This window comes from Allobosea sp. UNC402CLCol, from assembly GCF_000745475.1.
GTDB classification, from domain to species: Bacteria; Pseudomonadota; Alphaproteobacteria; order Rhizobiales; family Beijerinckiaceae; genus Allobosea; species Allobosea spartocytisi.
Genome location: NZ_JQJJ01000004.1, coordinates 29,112 through 44,984, shown reverse-complemented (window position 1 = coordinate 44,984; position 15,873 = coordinate 29,112). Strand labels below are relative to the sequence as shown.

General features: G+C 67.2%; 17 protein-coding genes. 11 read left to right on the top strand and 6 right to left on the bottom strand.

Annotated features, from left to right (window positions below; genetic code table 11):
* Nucleotides 1-39 precede the first annotated feature (39 nt).
* The 3 genes from GY40_RS01665 to GY40_RS01655 form a co-directional block, all read right to left on the bottom strand.
* Nucleotides 40-822: a Bax inhibitor-1/YccA family protein gene (locus GY40_RS01665; RefSeq protein ID WP_038358159.1), complete on the bottom strand. Its 783-nt coding sequence runs from the start codon at nt 820-822 to the stop codon at nt 40-42.
* A 218-nt stretch (nt 823-1,040) separates the two neighbouring features.
* Nucleotides 1,041-3,629: an ABC transporter permease gene (locus GY40_RS01660; RefSeq protein ID WP_038358157.1), complete on the bottom strand. Its 2,589-nt coding sequence runs from the start codon at nt 3,627-3,629 to the stop codon at nt 1,041-1,043.
* Nucleotides 3,630-3,631: 2 nt separating this feature from the next.
* Nucleotides 3,632-4,333 (bottom strand): ABC transporter ATP-binding protein, encoded by a 702-nt coding sequence (locus tag GY40_RS01655; RefSeq protein ID WP_038358155.1) that lies wholly within the window; start codon nt 4,331-4,333, stop codon nt 3,632-3,634.
* 180 nt (nt 4,334-4,513) lie between these two features.
* On the opposite strand from GY40_RS01655, the gene GY40_RS01650 reads away from it, so the two are divergent.
* The 4 genes from GY40_RS01650 to GY40_RS01635 all read left to right on the top strand — a co-directional run bounded on the left by GY40_RS01650 (nt 4,514) and on the right by GY40_RS01635 (nt 7,349).
* Entirely contained in the window at nt 4,514-5,122 is a 609-nt protein-coding gene (locus GY40_RS01650) for an arylesterase (RefSeq protein WP_051987420.1), read from the top strand.
* Between the two features lie 81 nt (nt 5,123-5,203).
* Nucleotides 5,204-6,259 carry an aldo/keto reductase gene (locus GY40_RS01645; protein WP_038358153.1) on the top strand — a complete coding sequence of 352 codons (1,056 nt, stop codon included), beginning with the start codon at nt 5,204-5,206 and terminating at the stop codon, nt 6,257-6,259.
* 221 nt (nt 6,260-6,480) lie between these two features.
* Nucleotides 6,481-7,056, top strand: a complete 576-nt coding sequence (gene thpR / locus GY40_RS01640) for an RNA 2',3'-cyclic phosphodiesterase (RefSeq protein ID WP_038358151.1) — start codon at nt 6,481-6,483, stop codon at nt 7,054-7,056.
* Nucleotides 7,053-7,349: a 4a-hydroxytetrahydrobiopterin dehydratase gene (locus tag GY40_RS01635; RefSeq protein WP_038358149.1), complete on the top strand. Its 297-nt coding sequence runs from the start codon at nt 7,053-7,055 to the stop codon at nt 7,347-7,349. The genes thpR and GY40_RS01635 overlap by 4 nt, the downstream gene beginning before the upstream one ends.
* Nucleotides 7,350-7,355: 6 nt before the next feature.
* Here GY40_RS01635 and GY40_RS01630 read toward each other — a convergent pair whose 3' ends face one another.
* On the bottom strand, nt 7,356-8,015 hold the full coding sequence (locus GY40_RS01630) for an RluA family pseudouridine synthase (RefSeq protein ID WP_051987419.1): 660 nt from the start codon (nt 8,013-8,015) through the stop codon (nt 7,356-7,358).
* A 157-nt stretch (nt 8,016-8,172) separates the two neighbouring features.
* On the opposite strand from GY40_RS01630, the gene ftsY reads away from it, so the two are divergent.
* The 4 genes from ftsY (at nt 8,173) to GY40_RS01610 (ending at nt 11,401) form a co-directional block, all read left to right on the top strand.
* A complete protein-coding gene (gene ftsY, locus GY40_RS01625) occupies nt 8,173-9,438 on the top strand; it encodes a signal recognition particle-docking protein FtsY (RefSeq protein WP_038358200.1) in 1,266 nt (421 codons plus the stop codon).
* The gene (locus GY40_RS01620; protein WP_142023453.1) at nt 9,435-10,079 is read left to right on the top strand and encodes a septation protein A; all 645 of its coding nucleotides are present in this window, start codon (nt 9,435-9,437) and stop codon (nt 10,077-10,079) included. Before ftsY ends, GY40_RS01620 begins: the two co-directional genes overlap by 4 nt.
* 198 nt (nt 10,080-10,277) lie before the next feature.
* Nucleotides 10,278-10,691, top strand: a complete 414-nt coding sequence (locus GY40_RS01615; protein ID WP_038358148.1) for an MbcA/ParS/Xre antitoxin family protein — start codon at nt 10,278-10,280, stop codon at nt 10,689-10,691.
* Nucleotides 10,691-11,401, top strand: a complete 711-nt coding sequence (locus GY40_RS01610; RefSeq protein WP_197062686.1) for an RES family NAD+ phosphorylase — start codon at nt 10,691-10,693, stop codon at nt 11,399-11,401. The genes GY40_RS01615 and GY40_RS01610 overlap by 1 nt, the downstream gene beginning before the upstream one ends.
* Before the next feature lie 3 nt (nt 11,402-11,404).
* On the opposite strand, the gene GY40_RS01605 is transcribed toward GY40_RS01610, so the two are convergent.
* Nucleotides 11,405-12,190 (bottom strand): SDR family NAD(P)-dependent oxidoreductase, encoded by a 786-nt coding sequence (locus GY40_RS01605; protein WP_038358145.1) that lies wholly within the window; start codon nt 12,188-12,190, stop codon nt 11,405-11,407.
* 179 nt (nt 12,191-12,369) lie between these two features.
* On the opposite strand from GY40_RS01605, the gene GY40_RS01600 reads away from it, so the two are divergent.
* A complete protein-coding gene (locus GY40_RS01600; RefSeq protein ID WP_038358143.1) occupies nt 12,370-12,744 on the top strand; it encodes a YkvA family protein in 375 nt (124 codons plus the stop codon).
* A 5-nt stretch (nt 12,745-12,749) separates the two neighbouring features.
* Here GY40_RS01600 and GY40_RS01595 read toward each other — a convergent pair whose 3' ends face one another.
* On the bottom strand, nt 12,750-13,724 hold the full coding sequence (locus GY40_RS01595) for an NADPH:quinone oxidoreductase family protein (RefSeq protein ID WP_038358198.1): 975 nt from the start codon (nt 13,722-13,724) through the stop codon (nt 12,750-12,752).
* Nucleotides 13,725-14,000: 276 nt separating this feature from the next.
* Here GY40_RS01595 and GY40_RS01590 point away from each other — a divergent pair, with 276 nt between their 5' ends.
* Both GY40_RS01590 and rlmN read left to right on the top strand, forming a co-directional pair.
* The gene (locus tag GY40_RS01590) at nt 14,001-14,540 is read left to right on the top strand and encodes a hypothetical protein (RefSeq protein WP_051987418.1); all 540 of its coding nucleotides are present in this window, start codon (nt 14,001-14,003) and stop codon (nt 14,538-14,540) included.
* A 92-nt stretch (nt 14,541-14,632) separates the two neighbouring features.
* Nucleotides 14,633-15,865 carry a dual-specificity RNA methyltransferase RlmN gene (gene rlmN, locus GY40_RS01585; RefSeq protein ID WP_051987417.1) on the top strand — a complete coding sequence of 411 codons (1,233 nt, stop codon included), beginning with the start codon at nt 14,633-14,635 and terminating at the stop codon, nt 15,863-15,865.
* Nucleotides 15,866-15,873 lie beyond the last annotated feature (8 nt).

The following is a 15,873-nucleotide window of genomic DNA, read 5'->3' as shown; positions in this document are numbered from 1 at the left end:
ATGTCGGCTCCGTGGAAGGAGCAGGTCCGTCTCGCTCGCTTACTCGCGGTTGCCGAGCAGCGAGAGCAGGAACTGGAACATGTTGACGAAGTTCAGGTACAGCGACAGCGCGCCGTTGACCGAAAGCTTCGCGGCTTCCTCGGGGTTCATGTCCGAGGAGAGGTACATCTCCTTCAGACGCTGGGTGTCCCAGGCGGTGAGGCCGGCGAAGATGCCGACGCCGACCAGCGAGATCACGAAGCCGAGCCCGCTCGAGGCGAGGAAGATGTTCACGAGCGAGGCCAGGATCAGGCCAATCAGGCCCATGACCAGGAACGAGCCCATGCCCGACAGCGACTTGCTGGTGGTGTAGCCGTAGAGGCTGAGGCCGCCGAAGGCCGCCGCCGTGATGAAGAACACCTGCACCACCGAGGCGCCTGTGTAGCGGATCAGCAGCGTCGACATCGAGATGCCCATGACCGCCGCGAAGGCGAAGAACATGGAACGGGCCGAGGAGGCCGACATCCGGTCGATCCGGAACGAGAAGAAGAAGATGAAGGCCAGCGGCGCGAGCGCGAACACCCACATCAGCGGCGTGCCGTACATCAGCTGGCCGAAGGAGGTGAGATAGGTGTTGCCGATACGCGCGACGGCGTTGGCCTGGTCGGTGACGGCCATCTTGTTGACGCCCAGCGCGAACAGCGCCGAGATCGCCAGACCGATCACCATGTTGTTGTAGACGCCGAGCATGAACGAGCGCAGGCCCTGATCCATCTCGACGGCGCTGGTCTGCTGTGCGCGGCCGGCACCCCAGACTGGAGCATTGCGGTCGAAGTTGCTCATCGAGCGAGTTTCCCCTGACGTAGTTTCGGACGACGGAAGGCACGCAATGCCACCCGTCCTCGCGCACAATCATCGCGATGGAGGGAATATGAGGGGGTTTCGCCTTCCTTACAAGAGCCGGCCATGGTTAAGGCCGGTTCGAGCATAGAAGTTCGGCCGGCGCCGCATGCAGAATTACAGGATTTTAATGTCTATCCCGGTGATGGTTCGGTCAGTCATCATAAATTCCTGAGATGAGAAGCCGGCGCTTTCGACAGTATTTTTATCGTACCGACGAGCCCGAACAGGACGGTAACCACGATGGCGGCAGTCGCAGCCAGTAAAGCACCGGTCGGATCACTGACGAATTCGATGCGCATCACTTGCGTGACGACACCCCAGCCGGCCGCAGTACCCGCGACAACGCCGAACAGCGCCGCGACCAGTCCGATGGCGGCGTATTCAAGGGCGTACGACGAAAGTATAAAGCGACGGGTCGCGCCGAGGGTCTTCAGGATCATCGCGTCATAGAGCCGCGCCCTCTGTCCGGCCGCCAGCGCGCCACCCAGAACCAGCAGGCTGGCGGCGATGGCGAGGCCCGAGGCGCCGCGGATCGCGGTGGCGAGCTGTTCGACGATGGTGTTGACCGCCTCCAGCGCATCCTTGACCCGGACGGCGGTGACGGCCGGGAACTCGGTTGCGAGCCGGCGCATCAGAGCGGGGTCGCCGGAGCCGTTGCCATTCGGGGCCGCGGTGATGGTGGCGAGATCGGTATGCGGAGCGCCCGCGAAGGTGTTGGGCGAGAACACCATGACGAAATTGATGCCGAAGGAACGCCAGTCGATGCTGCGGAAGTTGGCGACGCGGGCGGTGATGCTGCGCCCGAGCACGTTGACGGTGAGCCGGTCACCGATCTTGAGGCCGATGCCGGCGGCGTTCTGCGCGTCGAAGGACACCAGCGGCTCGCCCTTGTAGTCGGCCGGCCACCATTCTCCCGCTGCGATCTTCGAGCCCTCGGGAAGGCCCGCCGCATAGGTAATGCCGCGGTCGCCATCGAGCACCCAGGCGGATTGCTCGCTCGCCTTGACGTCCTCGGCGCGGGTGTCGTTCACCGCCAGGATGCGCCCGCGCATCATCGGCACGCGCTCGACGGTGGCGCCGGGTCTTTCCTGTGCGAGGAAGGCGTCGAAGCGGGTGGAATCGCGGCTGGGGATGTCGAGGAAGAAGAAGCTCGGCGCCTTGGCCGGCAGCGCGCCGGTGAGCTGGCGCGTCAGGCTGACATCGATGAAGGCGAGGGCCGAGAGCAGGGCGACGCCGAGGCCGAGCGAAAGCACCAGCGACGGGGTCAGGGCGCCCGGGCGATGGCTGTTGGCGAGCGCCATCCGGAGCGACGGGCTGCGCGGACGGGGCAGGCGGCGGGCGAGCGCCATCAGTCCGACCGAGACTCCGCGCAAGAGCACGAAGACGCCGAACATGACGCCGATATAGATCAGCGCGATGCGCCGGTCATAGGCAAAGCCGAGCGCGACGCCGACCAATCCGGCCAGCGCCAGCAGGCAGAGAACAAGGTAGATCGCGCGCGGACGACGCGGATCGGGCTCGACCTGGTCGCGGAACAGGGCCGAGACCGGCACGTCATGGGCGCGGCCGAGCGGGATGATGGCGAAGACCAGGGCCGTCAGCAGGCCGTAAAGCGCGGCGATGGCGAGCTCTCCAGGCGCCAGCGTCGGCTCGAAGGGCACGGGCAGGATGCTTTGCAGCAGGGCGCCGAGCGCGAAGGGGGCGGCAGCGCCGAGCACGAGGCCGATCGCCGTGCCGATGGCCGCGACGAGCATCACCTCGGTCAGATGGATCGCGACGACGCGTCCGCCGGTGGCGCCGACGGCTTTCATGGTGGCGAAGTCGAGCTTCTTGGCCTCGACGAAGCGGCGCACCGCATTGGCGACGCCGACGCCGCCGACCAAGAGGGCGGTGAGGCCGACCAGCGTCAGAAACTGGGTGAAGCGTTCGAGGTTGCGCTGGAAGCTCGGCGCGGCATTGGCGCGGGAACGGATCTCCCAGCCGGCGTCGCGCTGCTGCGTGCCGGCATCCGCGATCAGCCTGTCGAGATCGGCGTCGCCCGATGCCGCTTCGGGCAACTGGAGGCGGTAGGTCCAGCGGATCAGGCTGCCGGGCTGGATCAGGCCGGTGGCGCGCAGCGCGTCCTGCGAGATGAGGAGGCGCGGGCCGAAACCGACGCCAGCGGCGATCTTGTCGGGTTCGGAGACGAGATTGGCGCGGAGCTGGATCTTCGCGCCGCCGACCGTGACGGTGTCGCCGGGCTTGAGGTCGAGCCGGCCGAACAGGATGGGGTCGGCGACTGCGCCATAGGTGCCGTCGCGCTCGCCGAGCAGGCCGGCGATCGGCTGCCGAGGGTCGGTCTCGACCGTGCCGATGCTGGGATAACCGGCATCGACGGCCTTGATCTCGACAAGGGCCGCGCCCTTCTCGCCGGCATTGGCCATGGCGCGCATGGTGGCGATGGTCGAGACCGTGCCGCGCGCCGTCAGGAAGGCGAGCTCCTGCGGTGTCGCCTCGCGCTGGATCAGGCTGAAGGAGGCGTCGCCGCCGAGGATGCGCCTTCCCTCGCGCGCCAGCCCCTCGGTGAGGCCGCGCGAGGCGGAGGCGACGGCGGCGATGGTCATGACGCCCAGCGCCAGGCAGGCGATGAAGACGCCGAAGCCGCGCAGGCCGGCGCGCAGATCGCGCAGGGCCAGGCGCAGCGACAGGCCGAAGCCGAGGGAGGAGCGGGCGGGCGGGCCGCCGAGCGGCTTGACGGGCGCGTGCATCGTCAGATGTCCGCCATCGCGTCTTCTTGCTCGATCACGCCGGAGCGCAGGCGGACGGTGTGGTCGCAAAGCGCCGCGAGCGAGAGGTCATGGGTGACGAGCACGAGGGTGGCGCCGCGCTCGCGCTTCAGGGCGAAGATCAGGTCGACGATGGAGCGGCCGGTCGCCTCGTCCAGATTGCCGGTCGGTTCGTCGGCGACGAGGATCGCCGGATCGGGCGCGACGGCCCGCGCGATGGCGACGCGCTGCTGCTCGCCACCGGAAAGCTGCGCCGGATAATGGTCCATGCGGTGGCCGAGGCCGACATTGCGGAGTTCGGCCTCGGCGCGGGCGAAGGCGTCGGGGGTGCCGGCAAGCTCGAGCGGCAGCGCCACGTTCTCACGCGCCGTCATGGTCGGGACGAGATGGAAGGACTGGAAGACGATGCCGATGCGCCGGCCGCGGAAGACCGCGAGCCCGTCCTCGTCGAGCTGGCCGAGATCCTGCCCGGCGACCTTGACGATGCCGGAATCGGGGCGCTCCAGCCCGGCCATGGTCATCAGCAGGGTCGACTTGCCGGAGCCGGAAGGGCCGACGAGGCCGGACGCCTCGCCATCGGGCAGCGACACCGAGACGCCTTTCAGGATATGGACGCGAGCGGCTCCGCGCCCCAAACTTAAATGCACATCCTGCAACTCGATCGCCGGGGCGGCCTTTTCGCTCATCACGCCATGATCCTGACTTACGCTTCCATCGCCGTCCCGGCCGGGACCTCGTCGCGGCCCCTGCGGAGCCGTGAGGTGCCGAGGCGGGGCTTGCGCCGATATGGGCGCGGTTTCGCAGTTGTCCAATCGCTTGCGGCGATTTTCACGCTGATCGCCCTCACCTTGATGGTGGCTGCTCCGATGGCCTTCGCCCAGACCGCGACCCCGGTTCCTCCGGCCGGAAAGACGCTCAAGCTCGTTGCGTTCGGCGATTCGCTCTCGGCCGGCTACAACCTGCCGGGCAGCGCCGCCTTCCCTGCCGTTCTGGAGCAAGCGCTGCGCCAGAAGGGCATCGCTGTCGAAATCGTGAATGCCGGCGTTTCCGGCGACACGACGCAGGGCGGGTTGGAGCGGCTCGACTGGTCGGTGCCCGATGGGACCGATGGCGTCATCCTCGAACTGGGCGCCAACGATGCCCTGCGCGGTGTCGATCCGGCCCAGACGCGGCAAGCGCTGGAGGCGATGATCGCGCGCTTGAAGGAGCGTGGCATCCCCGTGATGCTCGCTGGCATGTATGCGCCGCGCAATCTCGGCACGGATTATGCCAAGCGCTTCGATGCGATCTATCCGGAGCTTGCGGAAAAGCACGCTCTGGTGCTTTACCCCTTCTTCCTGGAGGGCATCGCGGGCGACCGCGCGCTGAACCAGGCGGACGGGCTCCATCCCACGGTCGAAGGCGTCAAGGTCATCGTCCGCAACATCCTGCCGACGGTCGAGCGCTTCATCGCGACGCTGCCGGCCAGATCCTGATCCGTTCCCGGTTCCAGCGGGACGAATCCCCAAGCCTTTTTCCACGCCGCCCGCCGGCACCGTTTCCGGAGTTGCTTTGCCATGGACTACCGCCGCCTCGGACGCACCGATCTCAAGGTCTCGGTGATCTGCCTGGGAACCATGACCTGGGGGGAGCAGAATACGGAGGCCGAAGGCCACGCCCAGATGGACTACGCTGTCGAGCAGGGCGTCAATTTCTTCGATACCGCCGAGCTCTATTCGATACCGCCGAAACCGGAAACGCAGGGCTCGACCGAGCGGATCATCGGCAGCTGGTTCAAGGCGCGCGGGAACCGCGACAAGATCATCCTGGCCTCGAAGATCTGCGGGCGCGGCGGCAATAGCTGGTTCCGCGACGACCAGAGCCCGACACGCGTCACCCGCAAGCAGATCATGGAGGCGGTCGACAAGAGCCTCGCGCGGCTGCAGACCGATTATATCGACCTCTACCAGATCCATTTTCCCGAGCGGCCGATGCCCTGGGGCTCGAACCCGACGCGCTTCTCGCATGCGGCCTATGAGAAGCCGGCCGACGAGACCTCGATTCCCGAGCAGCTCGACGCCTTCGCCGAGGTGGTGAAGGCCGGCAAGATCCGCCATCTCGGCCTCTCCAACGAGAGCGCCTGGGGCACCATGCGCTTCGTCGCCGATTCGGAGGTTCGCGGCACGCCGCGCGTCCATTCGATCCAGAACGCCTACAACCTGCTCAACCGCACCTTCGAGACGGCGCTGGCCGAGGTCGCGATCCGCGAGGATGTCGGGCTGCTCGCCTATTCGCCGCTGGCGCAGGGCTACCTCACCGGCAAATATCTCGACGGCGCCCGCCCGGCCGGGGCGCGCACGACGCTGTTCAACCGTGGCCAGCGCTATGAGGGGGCCGGCGCCGAGGATGCGATCAAGCGCTACATCGCGCTGGCGCGCGAAGCCGGACTCGATCCGGCGCAGATGGCGCTCGCCTTCGTCAATTCGCGCGATTTCGTGACGGCGAACATTATCGGCGCGACCTCGATGGAGCAGCTCAGGACCGACATCGCCTCGATCGACGTCAAGCTGACGCCCGAGATCGAAGCGAAGATCGACGCGATCCACCAGCTCGTCGGCAATCCCTGCCCCTGATTTTCAAAATATCGCGTCATTCCGGGCGAAGCGTAGACCCGGAATCCATCGTAGGGCGTGACACCCTCCGATGGATTCCGGATGGGCGCCGCTGACGCGGCTTGTCCGGAATGACGGTGCGCGGGAACGGCTTGCGCGATGCAGGTGAAAAGCGGTTCCCTTGAGCCGGCTTCCCGCCTACCGTCTCGCCAGAGTCACAATCGCTTGGCAGGAATCGACTCATGCCGAGGCTGTTCATCGCTCTGGAAATCCCCGCCGATGTCGCATCCGAGCTGACGCTGCATCGCGGCGGCCTGTCGGGCGCGCGCTGGATCGAGCCGCCCGACTACCATGTCACGCTGCGTTTCCTCGGCGATGTCGACCGGCGCATGGCGAATGATGTCGACCATATGCTGCCCGATCTCGGCGCCTATCCCTTCGAGGTGACGCTCGATGCGCTCGGCTCTTTCGGCGGCGACAAGCCGCGGGCGGTCTTCGCCCGGGTGGTGCCGACCAAGGCGTTGACCGAGCTCCAGGGCGATGTCGAGCGGCAGATGCGCCGGCTCGGCATGCCCGCCGAGGGGCGCAAATTCGTGCCGCATGTCACGCTGGCGCGGCTGCGCGATACATCACCGGTCGAACTTGCGCATTATCTCAGCCTGCATCCGATCATCAGGCCGATCAGCTTTACGGCGCGCCGCGTCGCGCTGATGTCCTCGCGCGATTCGACCGGTGGCGGGCCCTATGTGCTGGAGGCCGCCTATCCGCTCGGCCCGTCCTATCCCAATCGCCTGCCGAGGGAGGTCCAGCGGCGATGACGAGACCGAAACGACTGAGTCCCGAGGCTCAGGCGGAGGCGCTGGCGACCCTGACCGGCTGGAAGCTGGCGCAGGGACGCGAGGCGATCAGCAAGCGCTTCGTCTTTCGCGATTTCAGCGAGGCCTTCGGCTGGATGACGCGGGTCGCGCTGCTGGCCGAGGCGGCGAATCACCATCCCGAATGGTCGAATGTCTACCGGACGGTGGACGTGACGCTCGCGACGCATGATGCCGGCGGCCTGACCGAGCTCGACGTCAAGCTGGCGCGGGCCATCGACGCGCTGGGGAATTGAGCGGGCTCAGCCACTCCAACCGCAAGCCTTCAGCGCCGCCAGCATATGCGGCGGTGGCGGCGCCTCGACATGGATGGGCTCGCGCTTGCGGTAGAGCGGCACGGTGATCGCGCGGGCGTGGAGCTGAAGGCCGGGCCCGCCCTCGCGCGGCGCGCTGCCGTAGATTTCATCGCCGAGCATCGGCCAGCCGGAAGCCTGGCAGTGGACGCGCAGCTGATGGGTGCGTCCGGTCAGCGGCTCCATGGCGAGCCAGGCCAGCGGACCGCCTTCGCCTTGCCCACGCCCGAGCACGCGATAGCGCGTCTGCGAGGGCAGGCCGGCGGGATCGACCTTCATCCACCAGCCACGCTCGGGCGAGCGACGGGCCAGCGGCAAATCGATCAGCCCTTCGTCAGCCTTCGGCTCGCCCTGCACGATCGCCCAATAGGTCTTGTCGATCCGGCCGTCGCGAAACATCTGGTTGAGCTCGGCCATGGCGCGGGGATGGCGGCCGAGGACGAGGCAACCGGAGGTGTCCTTGTCGAGCCGATGCGCCGCTTCCGGTTTGCGCGGCAGACCGAAGCGGAGCTGGTCGAGATAATCGGTCAGCACGGGTATGATGCGGCGCTTCGCTTGCGGGCCGCGATGCGAAGGCAGCCCGGCAGGCTTGTCGATGACGAGCATCATGGCGTCGCGATAGAGCAGCGGCACCGGTAGCGCGGCGGCGTCCTGCCCCGAGGCTTGCGAATTTTCTGGTTGAAGCGGCTGCGCCATGGCATTGCGCTAGCGAAGCCGGCCCGGCGGCGCAACTGAAGATGCCCGCCGAACCGTAGACAGGATGGCGATGAGCGAGACTGAGCCCAAGAAACGCGGCTTCTTTTCGAGGCTGTTCGGACGCGAGGAAGAGCAGGCCGCCCCGGGACCGACCTCCGAGCCGGTGATCGAGCGGATTGTTGAGCCGATCGAGGAATCGAAGCCGGACGTCGAAGAGGTTGCTCCCACGACGGCTGTCGAGGCGGAAGCGCTTGTCGCCGATGCGCCGGCCCCTGAGCCTGTCGCACCGCCTGGTCCGGTTGAGGAGGTTACGCCTGTCGAGCCGGAGCCGGAACCCGTCGCTATCGTTGTTCCGCCGTCCGAGCCCGTTGCCGCTCCCGAACCTGCTCCCATCCCGGTGCAGCCACCGAAGCGGAGCTGGTGGCGGCGGCTGACGGAGGGGCTGTCGCGCACCTCCTCGGCACTGACGACGGGGATCACCGACCTCTTCACCAAGCGTAAGCTCGATGCCGGCACGCTCGAGGATCTCGAGGACATCCTGATCCAGGCCGATCTCGGCCTCGCCACCTCCGGGCGGATCGCGAAAGCCGTCGGCGAAGGCCGCTACGACAAGCAGATCGATCCGGCCGAGGTGAAGGCGATCCTGGCGCGCGAGGTCGAGGCGATCCTGATGCCGGTCGCCCATCCGCTGGCGGTCGACGCCACGAAAAAGCCGTTCGTGATCCTGATGGTCGGCGTGAATGGCTCGGGCAAGACCACCACGATCGGCAAGCTCGCGGCGAAATTCCGCACGGAGGGCAAATCCGTGATGCTGGCGGCCGGAGATACCTTCCGCGCGGCCGCGATCGAGCAATTGCGCGTCTGGGGTGAACGCACCGGGGCCGAGGTCGTGTTCGGCCAGCAGGGGGCGGATGCGTCGGGCCTCGCCTTCGAGGCGCTGCAGAAGGCGAAAGCCAACGGCACCGATGTGCTCCTCGTCGACACCGCCGGGCGATTGCAGAACAAGCAGGGGCTGATGGACGAGCTCGCCAAGGTCGTGCGCGTCATTCGCAAGCAGGATGCGAACGCGCCGCATGCGGCACTGCTCGTGCTCGACGCCACGGTTGGCCAGAACGCGATTTCGCAGGTGGAAGCTTTCCGCGAGACGGCCGGCGTGACCGGCCTCGTCATGACCAAGCTCGACGGTACGGCGCGCGGCGGCATCCTGGTGGCGTTGGCGGCGCAGTTCGGCCTGCCGGTGCATTTCATCGGCGTCGGCGAAGGCGTCGAGGATCTGGAGCCGTTTTCGGCGCGCGATTTCGCCCGCGCCGTGGCGGGATTGGGAGAAGCGGCGTGAGCGATGGCGCAAGCGAAACCACCCGGCCGATTCCGGTGGAGGCCAAGGGCAGGCCGGTCAGCCCGCTTCTGAAGCTCGCGCTGGAGTTCGGGCCGCTCGCGATCTTCTTCTTCGCGAATTCCTATGGCGACCGGCTGTTCCATGTCGCCGAGGACCGGCGCATCTTCGTTGCGACCGGCATCTTCATCGTCGCGTCGCTGGTGGCGCTGGTGCTGTCGCGGGTGCTGATGGGCTATCTGCCGCGCATGGCGATCGTGAACGCGATCGTCGTCACCGTCTTCGGCGGGCTGACGCTGGCGCTGGACGACGCCTTCTTCATCAAGGTCAAGCCGACCATCGTGAACGCGCTGTTCGGCTGCGTGCTGCTCGGCGGCCTCTTTTTCGGCAAGTCGCTCCTGTCGCTGGTGCTGGAGACGGTGTTGCAGCTCGACGCGGAGGGCTGGCGCAAGCTGACCTTCCGCTGGGGCCTGTTCTTCTTCGTGCTGGCCGCGCTGAACGAGGCGGTCTGGCGCACGCAGACCCAGGATTTCTGGGTCGCCTTCAAGGTCTGGGGCGTGATGCCGCTGACCATGATCTTCGCGCTGGCGCAGACGCCCTTGATCCTGAAGCACGAGATCAAGCCGGCGAAGACCGAGGAATAGGCCGGATTTCGCTTGCTCTCACGCGAGTCATCCCAGGCGGAGCGAAGCGCAGACCCGGGATCGATTCCGGAACGGTTCAGGCATGGATCCCAGATCGGCGCCGCTTCGCGGCTTGTCCGGGATGACGGCGGCGTTTTTGAGAGGTACTTGCCATTTGGCAAAATTCTCTCCATTTTATGCCAAATGGAGAGAGATGCCATGAGCGCCCTGCTGCGCATCGAGACCGCCCAGCGCGATTTCGTTCCTGACCCGATCAGCGATGACGAGGCGGGCGCGATGTTCCGCGCCGCCGTCAACCTGTTCCGGCTCTGGCGGATCACCGACGACGAGGCGGCCGTTCTGATCGACCTGCCGGTGCGGACCTATGCCCGCTGGAAAGCCGGCGGCGTGGGCCGCATCTCGCGTGATGGCAAGGCGCGGCTCTCGAACCTGATGGGCATCCACAAGGCGCTCCGGCTGATCTTCGCCGAGCCGCAGCGCGGCTATGACTGGATCAAGCGCCCCAACCGCGATTTCGGCGGAAAATCGGCGCTCGACATCATGCTGGGCGGAGAACTGACCGACCTGATGCGGGTGCGCCGCCTGCTCGATGCCGAGCGGGGCGGCTGGTGATCGATCCGGCTGATCTGCCGGTCGCGCAGGTTGAATGGCGCGGTGCGGTCCGGATCATCCGCAGCATCTTCCCGCCGATCGACCTGTTCGAGGATATCGCCGATCCCGCCGACTGGCCGCTGCTGATCGCGGCCGAGCAGAAGACCAATCCGCGCCTGATGGAGACGATCGGCAATCTCGATCTCGTGCCGCCCGAACGGCGCATCTCCGGGCCGGGGGCGAGCTGGCTGATGGCGCCCTTCACCCATGTCAGCCCGGACCGGCCGAGCCGCTTCAGCGCTGGCGGCTTCGGCGTGCTCTATGCCGGCGACCGCTTCGAGGTCGCTTTGCTGGAAACGGTGCATCATCACGCCCGCTTCATGCTGGCGACAGCGCAGCCGCCGGGCTGGACCTCGCAGTTCCGCGAGATCGTGCTCGATATCGATGCCGGATTGCATGATCTGCGCGGGCTGGGCGAGGCGGCGGCGGCGCTGCTCGATCCGGCCGATTATGCGCAGAGCCAGTTGCTCGGCGAACGCCTGAGGGATGCCGGCTCGGAAGGGGTGGTCTATCCGAGCGTGCGCTGTCCGGGCGGCGAATGCGCCGGCCTGTTCTATCCCGATGGCGCGAGCCATCCGGTGCAGGGCCGGCATCTCGACTATCACTGGAATGGCGAGCGGGTGGACCTCTACCGGGACCGCGGCGCCGGCGAGGTCTACCGCATCGTTTGAGGCCTATTTCGGCGCGAGCCGGATCGCGCCGTCGAGGCGGATCGCGGTGCCGTTCAGCATGTCGTTCTCGACGATGCTGCGGGCGAGCGCGGCGTATTCCTCCGGCTTGCCGAGGCGCGAGGGATGCGGCACCGAAACGGCGAGCGAGGCCTTGGCCTCCTCGGGGAGCCCCGCGAACATCGGCGTCTCGAACAGGCCGGGCATGATGGTGACGATGCGGATGCCGACCGAGGCGAGGTCGCGTGCGATCGGCAGCGTCATGCCGGCGACGCCGGCCTTCGAGGCGGCATAGGCGGCCTGGCCGATCTGGCCATCCTCCGCCGCGACGGAGGCCGTGCAGATGATGACGCCGCGTCCGCCATCGGCCGTGATCGGCTCGAGCGCGGCCAGCGCCGCGGCGGATTTGGCGATGACCCGGAAGGTGCCGACGAGGTTGATCGCGACCGCCTTCTCGAAGGTCGCGGTGTCGTGGGCGACGAGCTCGCCGGTGTCGCGCTTCTTCGAGACGACGCGGCGGCCGGGCGCGATGCCGGCGCAATTGACGATGATGCGGGCGACGCCATGGGCGGCGCGGGCCTTGGCCAGCGCCTCGTCGACCGAAGCCTCGCTGGTGACGTCGCAGGGGCAGAAGACCCCGCCGATCTCCTTCGCGACCGCCTCGCCGCGCTCGGCGTTGAGGTCGAGCAACGCGACCTTGACGCCCTGGCCCGCCAGCATGCGCGCGGTCGCCTCGCCGAGGCCGGAGGCGCCGCCGGTGACGATGGCGGCGAGGGAGGAATCGAGTTTCATGGCGCGTTTCCCATCAATCCTGGTTCTGGAGCCGGTTTAGAGGGCGTTTCCTCCTGTTCCAAGCGGGTTTTCCGGCAGGCCTCTTGTGCAGGATTGCGACGGGGCCATCTTTCGACATGGCGCGCCGGTTGGGAGCGCGCGATCATCGGCGTCATCCGACGCCAAGGAGAAAGACAGGGATGAGCGAGGGGTTCAGCGCAAGCTTCAGCCGCGAGGAGATGGAGGCGATCCGCAAGAGCCTGCGTGACGAAGCGAGGTTCGGCGCCGATTTCATGGCCCGCCTCAAGCGCGTCGCGAAGCGTATTCCGTTCACCGAGGATCTGCTGGCGGCGTGGTTCTGCACACGCGATCCGCAGACGCCGCGGCGTGTCAAGCTGACGCTGCTCGCAGCGCTCGGCTATTTCGTGCTGCCGCTGGATGCGATTCCCGACTTCATGCCGCTGATCGGCTTCACCGACGATGCGGCGGTGATCGCCGCGGCCATCGCGGCCGTGGCGGGCTCGATCAAGCCCGAGCATCGCGAGAGGGCGAAAACGGCGATGGCTGATCTCTGAGCGCTTCAGAACGTCAGCACGACCTTGCCCTTGGCCTGGCGGTTGCCGATCAGCGCATAGGCTTCCGTCCAGCGCTCAACGGGAATCGCGGCATGGACATGGGCGCGGATATGGCCGGCTGCCGCCCAGTCCAGCAGGCGCTCCATGTTGCGGCGATGCGCGGCCGGTTCGCGGGTGACGAATTCGCCCCAGAAGACGCCGCGCAGGTCGCAGCCCTTCAGCAGCAGCAGGTTGAGCGGGATTTTGGGAATCGTACCCCCGGCGAAGCCGACGACGAGATAGCGACCCTCCCAGGCCATCGACCGCAGCGCCGGCTCGGCCAGATCGCCGCCGACCGTGTCGTAGAGCACGTCGACGCCGCGTCCCGCCGTCACCCGCTTCAGGGCGGCGCGGATGTCGTTCGTGCCGTAGTCGATCTCTTCCTGCGCGCCGTGTTCGCGGGCGAGCGCGAGCTTGTCGGCCGATGAGGCGCAGGCGATGACATGGGCGCCGAGCAGCGCCCCGATCTCGACGGCGGCGAGGCCGGCGCCGCCGGAGGCGCCGAGGATCGCCAGCGTCTCGCCTGCCTTCAGCCCGGCGCGCTGGATCAGCCCGTGCATCGCCGTGCCATAGGTGACGAAGAGGCCGGCGGCCTGTGCGTCGGAGAGCTTCTCCGGTACGCGAATCAGCGCTTCGGCCGACACCGCGACCTTCTCACGTGCCGCGCCATGGCCCAGCCAGGCCGCGACGCGCTCGCCGATTTGCCAACCGGTGACGCCCTCGCCGATGGCGGCGATGGTGCCGGCGCATTCCGCCGAGGGGGAGAAGGGCAGGGCCAGCTTGGTCTGGTAGCGGTTCTGGATGATCAGCGTGTCGAAGAAGTTCAGCGCCGCCGCCGTGACGGCGACGACGACCTCTCCGGGAGCGGGTATCGGCTCCGGCAGGTCGCGGATCGCCAGTTCCTCGGCCGGGCCGTGATGTTCGCAGAGCAGGGCTTTCATCGTCTGTCCGTCGCCGTCCTTCGGGAGGCGCGATGGTGCCATGGCGCGCTGCCCGGCGGAACAGATCGGCGCCTCCGGTCCATTCGCATTTTCGCCAGGATCGTGACACTCTATGCCGCCAGCGACCGCGAGGCCGCCTGATCAGCAGGTGGTAAACGCGGTATTAAGAATTTTAGTGACTGATGGCGGTCCATGATCAGCTTGCTCCCTTCCTCCCGCGCTCGTGGCCGTCTTCGTCTCGCAATCATGCTTCCGCTCGTCGGAAGCATGACGCTGATGGCCGGGTCAGTGCTGGCCCAGCCGGCAAAGCCGAAGCCGGCCACTCCGAAGCCAGCCGCGGCGGCGGCCGCGGCCGCTCCGGCCAGTGCCGGCCAGGGCCAGGCCATGCTGCTCGAAACCGCCGGAAAATGGCAGGCCTTCTCCTCGCAGCAGGGCCGCACCAAGGTCTGCTACGCCCTCTCCAAGGCCGAGAGCCGCATGCCGGCCAATCTCAAGGATGTCGAGGGGCTCCTCTTCGTCTCCAGCCGCCCGGCCGAGGGCGTGCGCAACGAGATCAGCTTCGTCATGAATTTCGACGTCAAGGAAGGCGTCGAGCATCAGGCGATCATCGGCAATGAGCGTTTCGCTTTGGTGGCCAAGGGCAAGAACATGTGGCTGAAAAATCCGGCGGAGGAGCCGCGGATGCTCGATGCGCTGCGCCGTGGCGCGGGCCTCGAGATCAAGGCTACGTCCAAGCGTGGCAATCCGACCGCCGACAAGTACTCGCTCTCGGGCATGTCCCAGGCGGTGAAGCGGGCCGAGGACGCCTGCAAGTAAGGCGCGCGGCGGGAGATTTCCGCTTTTCGCGCATCTGTGCTAGGGAGCGGCGAAATTCCGCGCCTTCACTCATGGGCGACGACAGAGCTCCGATGACCGTGTCCGTTCCTGAAACTGCCGCCCCGGCGGCCGAACCTGTTTTGCGGCGCCCCTCGCTGGTGGGGCGCACGCGCGCCGGCCTGGCCGAGGCGCTGTCCGAGATCGGCGTTCCCGAGAAGGAGCGGCGCATGCGCGTCGGCCAGCTCTGGAACTGGATCTACCATTACGGCGTGCGCGATTTCGACGCGATGACGACGATCGGCAAGGGGCTGCGGGCCGAACTCGCCCAGCACTTCTCGCTCGATCTGCCGGAGGTCACCGCCGAGCAGGTCTCGACCGACGGCACCCGCAAATGGCTGCTGCGCATGCCCTCCACCGGCCCGCGCGACCGCGGCGCCGAGATCGAATGCGTCTATATCCCCGAGGTCGACCGCGGCACGCTCTGCGTTTCCAGCCAGGTCGGCTGCACGCTGACCTGCACCTTCTGCCATACCGGTACGCAGCGTCTGGTGCGCAATCTGACGACCGAGGAGATCGTGGCGCAGCTCATGGTGGCGCGCGACCGGCTCGGCGATTTCCCGAATCGCAAGCCGCCGGAGGGCGCCTTCGTCCCGAACGATGGCGGGCGCTTCATCTCCAACATCGTCTTCATGGGCATGGGCGAGCCGCTCTATAATTTCGACGGGGTGCGCGACGCCATCGACGTGATCTCGGACGATCAGGGGCTTTCGCTCGGGCGCCGGCGCATCACCGTCTCGACCTCGGGCGTGGTGCCGCAGATCGGCCCGCTCGGCGACGAGATGGGCACGATGCTGGCGATCTCGCTGCATGCGGTACGCGACGAATTGCGCAACGAGCTGGTGCCGCTCAACAAGAAATACCCGATCAAGGATCTGCTCGAGGCCTGCCGGAACTATCCCGGCCTGTCGAACGCGAAGCGGATCACCTTCGAATACGTCATGCTCAAGGGCGTGAACGATTCCGATGCCGAGGCGCGCGAACTGGTGCGGCTGCTCAAGGGCATCCCGGCCAAGATCAACCTGATCCCGTTCAATCCCTGGCCCGGCACCAAATACGAATGCTCGGACTGGGACCGGATCGAGCGCTTTTCGGAGATCGTCTTCCGCGCCGGCTATGCCTCGCCGGTGCGCACGCCGCGTGGGCGCGACATCCTCGCCGCCTGCGGCCAGCTCAAGAGCGAGACCGAGAAGCTCTCCGCCCGCGCCCGGCTGATGCTGGAGCAGGACGAGGCCAACGTCGCCGCGCCGGCCGTGGCTGCGGAATAGGCCGGCTT

Coding starts and splice junctions, on each gene's coding strand:
- GY40_RS01635 (WP_038358149.1), top strand. CDS start 7,053: ATGACGAGACCGAAACGACTGAGTCCCGAGGCTCAGGCGGAGGCGCTG.
- GY40_RS01600 (WP_038358143.1), top strand. CDS start 12,370: ATGAGCGAGGGGTTCAGCGCAAGCTTCAGCCGCGAGGAGATGGAGGCG.
- GY40_RS01655 (WP_038358155.1), bottom strand. CDS start 4,333: ATGAGCGAAAAGGCCGCCCCGGCGATCGAGTTGCAGGATGTGCATTTA.
- GY40_RS01645 (WP_038358153.1), top strand. CDS start 5,204: ATGGACTACCGCCGCCTCGGACGCACCGATCTCAAGGTCTCGGTGATC.
- GY40_RS01605 (WP_038358145.1), bottom strand. CDS start 12,190: ATGAAACTCGATTCCTCCCTCGCCGCCATCGTCACCGGCGGCGCCTCC.
- GY40_RS01650 (WP_051987420.1), top strand. CDS start 4,514: ATGGCCTTCGCCCAGACCGCGACCCCGGTTCCTCCGGCCGGAAAGACG.
- GY40_RS01660 (WP_038358157.1), bottom strand. CDS start 3,629: ATGCACGCGCCCGTCAAGCCGCTCGGCGGCCCGCCCGCCCGCTCCTCC.
- GY40_RS01595 (WP_038358198.1), bottom strand. CDS start 13,724: ATGAAAGCCCTGCTCTGCGAACATCACGGCCCGGCCGAGGAACTGGCG.
- GY40_RS01665 (WP_038358159.1), bottom strand. CDS start 822: ATGAGCAACTTCGACCGCAATGCTCCAGTCTGGGGTGCCGGCCGCGCA.
- GY40_RS01630 (WP_051987419.1), bottom strand. CDS start 8,015: ATGATGCTCGTCATCGACAAGCCTGCCGGGCTGCCTTCGCATCGCGGC.
- thpR (WP_038358151.1), top strand. CDS start 6,481: ATGCCGAGGCTGTTCATCGCTCTGGAAATCCCCGCCGATGTCGCATCC.
- ftsY (WP_038358200.1), top strand. CDS start 8,173: ATGAGCGAGACTGAGCCCAAGAAACGCGGCTTCTTTTCGAGGCTGTTC.
- GY40_RS01590 (WP_051987418.1), top strand. CDS start 14,001: ATGGCCGGGTCAGTGCTGGCCCAGCCGGCAAAGCCGAAGCCGGCCACT.
- rlmN (WP_051987417.1), top strand. CDS start 14,633: ATGACCGTGTCCGTTCCTGAAACTGCCGCCCCGGCGGCCGAACCTGTT.
- GY40_RS01615 (WP_038358148.1), top strand. CDS start 10,278: ATGAGCGCCCTGCTGCGCATCGAGACCGCCCAGCGCGATTTCGTTCCT.